We start from the raw sequence: 7143 nt of genomic DNA on the forward strand, positions 1-7143 counted from the left end.
CAGAATGCTGGTAAACGCTCATGGCAGGACGGTGCGAAGCGTAGAGCGTGTGGTATGGAGGCTGGTGAGCCTGATCTTCGTCTGTACTTCCTTGGTGGTCGTACAATCTTCTTCGAGATGAAGAGGGTGAAGAAAAAAGGTGGTGTGATCTCCAAGAAACAGCATGATCGTATCAATATGCTCAAAGAGCTTAATTTCTTTGTGTATGTGATTATATCTGACTGTCCTGACGATGCTTTCGCGCAGATGAACACTATCTTACGCTCGCTTGGTGGACTAGGTGAGGGCGATGTGACTGAAGCAGAGATGCTTGAGGCAATTGTCGAAGTCGCTGAGGTTCATGGCTCTCAGGGTGATGTTGATGGTAGGCAGATGGATATTGAAGATGAGGAGTATGCTCTTGATTAGGAAAATATTCTGTTGGCTTGGGTTTCATTCAATGGTTCCTGTTAATTGGGTGATTGATTGTGATGATAATGATTATGGGTACACGGTTATGACCTGTGATCATTGCGGAAAGGAGGAGGTGTTGTGAGTAAGACGGTTTTTTACTTGGTTATTGTGATGCCGTCTATATTGGCGTTGTTATTTCTTCATGAGGTTAGATTAGACCGTCTGGAAGACTTTCCAAAGTCAACATCAAAACTTATTCAGGATGGCAACAAATGCACAATTATAATTCACGATATAGATCACGAGGCTCTTAATTGTAATTTAGATGATGTGACAATCTTGGATTGGAGAGGTTAAGCAATGAGCGATTTACAAATAAGCGTTATCATTTTTAGTTTACTTGCTGCTGCGGTAATAACACACCAAGACCCGCTGCCATGTGAACCTCCGCGCTGGCATATTGTTGAGTGCTACACATTTGAAGATGAACCTCTTAGAATGAGAGTAGATGGTATTACCATTATCTTTGAAGACATAGAACAGCGTGAATATTTCTTGAACAAAAATCAACCACGATGCGGATATCTCGCGAACGATAGTTATGCAAAACACTTTTTTTCTGATCGTTGACATTTTGTCATTGACACGAGTGTCAGTGGTAATGATACTTAATTAACTTTAACTAACTATTTTCAAAAATTCCTTGGGGGGATTTCATGTCAGCAATAATAAATGAGGCGTTCTCTAGCGTTGGCGCTACTGATGGCGAGAAGGTTCAAGGTCACTTCAATGTTGAAGTGGTCTTTTCTAATACGGGTTCAATAAACCTTGAGCGCATGGTTGAGGGTGGTGTGGAATACATACCTGTTGAGACAATCACTGAAGATGTATCTAAAATTGGACATGATCCAGTGTACGGCAACAAGTATCGTTTTAACTGCACTGCAATTGATGGCACAGCAACAGTGAGGATCACCAAGTGATGAGAAAACTCTTAGCACCTGTTTTAATGGCCTCCACCATGTTGTCGTCTGCAAACTCTAGCGCTGAGACTTATTACTTCTCATTCTCTGAGGGCAACGACAGCAATGATGGATTGTCTGAGGCCTCACCATTCAAAACAAGCGGTAAGTTGTTCGACATCATGAATGATATGACCGCTGGCGATATTGCTCTACTCAAGCGCGGTGACGTTTGGGAGCCATCAACAAGAGAAAACATAAGCGGCCCTTGTGGTGGTTGTACACTTGATGCGTACGGCACTGGTGACGATCCTCACTTATACTCTGGTGAAAATCATGGTGTGTTTATGTATCTGGACAACTCAGACGGATGGACGTTAAAGAATTTTGAAATAACCTGTTATCGAGGTTCTGCTGAATATACGTGGGCGATGTTCTTTTATCTCGGCACGGAAGACGTGTATGTGGACAATGTAACATACAACAACTGTACTCATGGTGTTCATATAGCAGGTGAGAAGTTTGACTTTGACGATGCTAATAACGTTGACAGAATAACAATTAAGAACTCAACGTTTAATTATATTAGTATTGTTGGGATATTAGGTGGTGGCGGTAACGATTACACTATTCATAACAACGTATTTAATTACAACGGCTGGAACGGATACAGCTACCACGCTATTTACTGGTATTATTGGAACCGTGGGCGCATTACCGATAATAAATTCTATCACAGTAATAATGGAGGTGAAGCAAAGGCTATTACCTCAATCAGCAAAGCAAGCACTGCTGTTGTTACTGTTCCTTCACACGGATACACAACGGGCGATTATGTTTACATAGAAAGCAGCCGCGACATGTGGGAGCTTAACGACCGCCGATATCAAATCACGGTTCTTGACGCTAACACATTTGAATTAGATGGTGTAAACAGCACAAGCTTTAATACCTTTGTAACAGGCAACGCCAAGAAAGATAGCGGTGCGTGTAATAGCTCTATCATTGTGGGGCATGGGATAGGCCGCGAAATATATTTTGGCAATAATCATATATATGAGGAACCAGATAAAGCGGTAGTAGCATGTTGGGGTTTAGCGTGGGATGCTGGCTATCCTCCTAGTTATGGTGAAGAAGAATTTACAGACATGACGGTTGAGAATAATAGGCTGTATAACCTCGGAAACGTTTATTTTGGAATGACTAACTCCCAATCTATTGAGTATAATTTCAACACTCTTTACCACGATAATAGCAATTCACACTTCCAAGGGTTTCATGATCACACAAATCCAGCGGACGCCGGATTGATAAGCAATGATGTCCTGCTTCAATACAATAATATTACGGTTGTAGATGATAGTGGCGCGGCTATAGCAACATCTGCCGGAATGGAATTCCCGAACACGAATGATGTTGTAGCTAAGGGCAATCATACATTATTCGGTGACAGTTCAGGAATAGCTTGCACAGTCAGTAAAGCTGGTGAGCTTACTCAGATAAATAATATTTGTCTTGAGGGTTCATCACTTACACCAAGCACACTTAATACGGTGGAGTAGAATATGGCTTTTCCAACAGGTTGGGGCAGAAAGCAGAAGATAACAATTAAGGCGTCAGAGATTGATGCAACCTTAACAAATTTCCCTGTTGCTATTACTTTAGACCACCTTAATTCAGAGATAGTTGATGCGGGGTCAAATTCCGCTTTAAATGGTGGTGGTGATATCCGCTTTTCAAGTGATGTTGACGGCACAACACAGCTTGCTTGTGAGGTTCAGCGGGTTGTTACTAATGCCACAGCAGGGACAAGGCGCTGTATTATTTGGGTGAAGGTTCCAAGTGTTTCTTCATCATCAGATACAGATATTTGGATATGGTATAAAAAATCAGGAGAAACACAGCCCGCTGTATCAGACCCATATGGGCGTAATGCCGTATGGTCAGCATACGAGGCTGTTTTACATCTAAATGATGGTGGCACTACTGGCCCTTGGGTGGATAGTACAGGAAATGGACATAACGCAACATTAACAACGGGGGTAAGCGTTGCCAACACAGAGGTAAATCATCCATTTGATGATAACTGGTTGGACTTCACAACAGCGGAGGCATTAACCCTTACTTCATCTACTACATTGGTTAACGGTGGTGCTATGTCAATACAGGCATGGATTAATGCTGATGTTAGTAGCGGTACTGATGGTATTTTTGGTAATAGACATGCTGGGCCTGATAGTAACTGGATACAGTTGATAGCTTCAAATCGCGGTATGGCGAAAGCTAATGGCGGTGAAGATGTTGTTGACGCTGGTGGTGGACTAACAACGGGGGTAAATTTCCTACAGACCATAACCCATGATGATGCATCAATGGTTTTTTATAATAATGGTGTTGCTACAGATACCGATAATACCATTGCAGTAACCACAGGAATAACATCTGTTAGTAGTTTTAGAATTGGAACTTACTATAACGGCTCATTCAGTTATGATGGACGCGTGGGCGAATGTCGCGCAAGTAAAGTCAAACTTAGCGCGGATTGGTTGGCGGCAGAGGCTAGCAATATCAATACGCCTGCTACATTTGCTACAGCCGGAACGCCAGAAGGAACAATAAGCAATAATGAACCCACAGGTTCTGTTGTTATTACTGGCTCGTCCGTACAAGGCCAGACACTTACAAGTACGAATACTCTTGCAGATGCAGACGGGCTTGGCTCTTTTACTTACGCATGGCTACGTGATGATGTTGTGATATCAGGTGCGACAAATGACACATACCTTTTAACTGCATTTGACGTAGGGACAACAATAAAATCACGCATTAGCTTTACGGATGGTGAAGGTAATAACGAGGTAGAAACAAGTGCGGGTGTAGGCCCAATAAAGGGCAGGGTCGAAGCAACATATCAAGATTGCTACTTTACACTTGTTACTGATCATGTTCAGGTTGCTGGCGTAACGACATTCCAGCATATCCCTTTACCAGCGAGAACGGTTCATGTTCCTGCTGGTTTCTTTGATGGTGGTTCAAGTTCTGCTGCAAATGCTGGTGGCAACATCGAAGTTCATAAGGCTTATCCATTTACAGACATCACAAGAATACCCGCAAAGATAATCGATTTTGATATCAATGCAGGAACAATTGATTTTGAATATCTACATCCAAGCCTATCTGCCATAGCGGCGGAAACGCTCTATATCCGCAAAGTAAACGCTGATCAAGTGCAACCAGCGGCAGACGAAGCTTATGGCAGCGACTTGGTGGATAATGCTGTCACATTCCCTGATGATGCTAATCTAGCAACTACGCTTGCCAATGCTGCCAACAATGATAATTTCTACACAACAGGGCCGCTTGTCTGTACTTTAATTGGTGGTGTTGCGCCTTCTCAACCATCCGAATATCGGTTCTTGCAATCCGTATTGTCTGATCCAATATCATCAGTGATGAGGGCATATGATGGCTAAGGAATTGAACATAAGGCAGGCAAAGTTTGTTGATGAATATCTCATTGACAACAATGGAGCGGCAGCTGCTGTTCGGGCTGGATACTCACCTAATGGTTCAAAAGTAACAGCAAATAAAATGCTCAATATGCCTGCGGTAAAAGACCTCATCAATAAGGCGAAGATAGAAAGATCAGAACGCACAAAGATTGATGCTGACTTTGTTCTTCTTCAGTTGGGCGATATGCAAAAGGCGATGATCTCAGAGATACTGAATGACGATGGTGGTCTAAAAGATATTAGCGAGTGGCCCGATGTGTGGCAGCGAATGGTTGTAGGGATAGATGTTTTTGAAGAATATGATGGCTCAGGAAAAGACAAAACATTAATTGGTTACACGAAACGTGTGAAGCTCATGGATCGCACACGTATCCTTCATATGCTTGGTCAGCACGTAGCGGTAAACGCCTTTAAGGAAACTGTTGACGTGAACGTCAAAGGAAGTTTGGGCGAGCGTCTAATGCAATCAAGGAAGCGTCTTGGCTCAACGAGAGATTGATCACGAGCAAATGCTCATTGACGATATTGCGAAGTTCTACGACGATCCAATGGGTTTTGTGATGTACGCTTTCCCTTGGGATATTGATCCTTCAATTCAGATGGTTGAGCTTGAGGAGCCGTGGGCTTCCAAATACAATAGTGAGTTCGGGCCTGACAAGTGGGCGTGTGAGTGGCTTGATGATCTTGGCGCAGAAATTAAAGACAGAGGATTTGATGGCAAGAATGCCGTTGATCCTATTCAGATGGCTACAGTATCAGGGCATGGTATCGGCAAGTCTACGCTGACAGCATGGCTGATCTTATTCATCATGACAACTCGACCATTTGCCAAGGGCGTTGTGACAGCGAATACTGGCGAGCAGCTAAAAACAAAAACATGGTCAGAGCTTGGCAAGTGGTGGAAGAAGTGCATCACTCAAGAATGGTTTACCTATAACAACGGTAAAGGTAATATGAACCTTTACAGCGTTTCGTCGCCGGAGAGTTGGCGCTGTGACGCACAGACTTGTCGTGAAGAGAATAGCGAAAGTTTTGCTGGCCTCCATGCCGCCAACAGTACACCATTCTACATCTTTGATGAGGCCAGTGCCGTTCCTAATAAAATTTGGGAAGTGTCCGAGGGTGGTTTAACCGATGGTGAACCCATGCGTTTTGTGTGGGGAAACCCTACTAAGAATACAGGATCATTCTTTGAATGCTTCAATCGGTTTAGGCATCGCTGGAAGTCTATTGTGATTGACAGCCGTAACGTGAATATCACTAACAAGAAGAAGCTCAATCAGTGGGTAGAAGATTACGGTGAAGATAGTGACTTCGTGCGTGTGCGTGTGCGGGGTGTATTTCCTCGCGCCGGATCAATGCAGTTCATATCGTCTGAGGATGTGGATCGCTGCGCTGAGATGGATACGCCAGATGTAATCATGACGCAGCCCGTCATCATGGGGGTTGATGTGGCTCGCTTTGGTTCAGATAAGTCTGTGATCCTTATTCGTCGTGGTCGTAACGCTCGCGATATTCATATGAGTAGCTATTCAGGCATTGACACAATGACATTGGCTGCAAAAGTTCATGAGTTGGCTATCGAGTTTGATTGCGATGCAATCTTTGTCGATGGTGGTGGCGTAGGTGGTGGTGTAGTAGACCGCTTAAACCAACTCAGTGCGAAGAACGTTATTGAGGTGCAATTCGGAGGGCGAGCAGTAAACCCTGCTGTGTACGTCAATTGGAGGGCTGAGATGTGGGGAACAATGAAGGCGGCAATCAAGGATGGCGTCGCGATCCCTAATCAGGTCGAGATCAAGACAGATTTAACTGGTATCGAATACGGTTATCAGAAAGAAAACCTAATCCAGCTTGAGAAGAAAGAAGATATGAAGAAGCGTGGCCTGTCATCCCCTGACTTTGGTGACGCACTTGCTTTGACATATGCATTGCCAGTAGCCCCTAGGGTTGGCGTCACAAGCATACATCATCCCGATGTGTCACAAGTACAAGGTGGTGATTATGACCCATACGCATAGAACATCAGCAGCTATAGCAAAGATGAAGCAGAGCGGGGCAAAATTCAGAGAAGGCCCAGATGAAGGTGAGTTATATCCGAAAGTTGAGATTCAGTTTAGAAGTAAGGAAGAGCAAGAGGCAATAAACAGGCAAAGCCCTAACATTCATCGCGCTCAGGGGCATGATTATGACCCTTACAAATAAGTGTGACATTTTTACAACAAAAACGTTGACGAAGTGTCATTGATGGTTAAACTAAAACAGTAAATTAAAAT

At 43.7% G+C, this 7143-nt stretch carries 8 protein-coding genes; all 8 read left to right on the top strand.

Translation table 11 applies throughout. The features are described 5' to 3' along the window. On the top strand, positions 1-408 hold a 408-nt coding region (locus tag Q0688_RS10575; RefSeq protein WP_299075809.1), incomplete at its 5' end, for a hypothetical protein. Between the two features lie 345 nt (positions 409-753). Continuing rightward, positions 754-1023, top strand: coding sequence for a hypothetical protein (locus Q0688_RS10580; RefSeq protein ID WP_299075812.1), 270 nt, complete (start codon positions 754-756; stop codon positions 1021-1023). An 86-nt stretch (positions 1024-1109) separates the two neighbouring features. Further along, entirely contained in the window at positions 1110-1376 is a 267-nt protein-coding gene (locus Q0688_RS10585) for a hypothetical protein (RefSeq protein WP_299075815.1), read from the top strand. Continuing rightward, entirely contained in the window at positions 1376-2917 is a 1542-nt protein-coding gene (locus Q0688_RS10590; RefSeq protein ID WP_299075818.1) for a ubiquitin-activating E1 FCCH domain-containing protein, read from the top strand. The genes Q0688_RS10585 and Q0688_RS10590 overlap by 1 nt, the downstream gene beginning before the upstream one ends. A gap of 3 nt (positions 2918-2920) precedes the next feature. After that, complete coding sequence (locus tag Q0688_RS10595) at positions 2921-4828, top strand: DUF2341 domain-containing protein (protein WP_299075821.1); 1908 nt, start codon at positions 2921-2923, stop codon at positions 4826-4828. After that, positions 4818-5366: a terminase small subunit gene (locus tag Q0688_RS10600; protein WP_299075824.1), complete on the top strand. Its 549-nt coding sequence runs from the start codon at positions 4818-4820 to the stop codon at positions 5364-5366. The genes Q0688_RS10595 and Q0688_RS10600 overlap by 11 nt, the downstream gene beginning before the upstream one ends. Continuing rightward, a complete protein-coding gene (locus Q0688_RS10605; protein WP_299075827.1) occupies positions 5347-6888 on the top strand; it encodes a hypothetical protein in 1542 nt (513 codons plus the stop codon). Before Q0688_RS10600 ends, Q0688_RS10605 begins: the two co-directional genes overlap by 20 nt. Then, on the top strand, positions 6872-7072 hold the full coding sequence (locus Q0688_RS10610; protein ID WP_299075830.1) for a hypothetical protein: 201 nt from the start codon (positions 6872-6874) through the stop codon (positions 7070-7072). The genes Q0688_RS10605 and Q0688_RS10610 overlap by 17 nt, the downstream gene beginning before the upstream one ends. Positions 7073-7143 lie beyond the last annotated feature (71 nt).

Origin of the sequence: uncultured Paraglaciecola sp., assembly GCF_937123705.1 — a bacterium.
GTDB lineage: Bacteria > Pseudomonadota > Gammaproteobacteria > Enterobacterales > Alteromonadaceae > Paraglaciecola.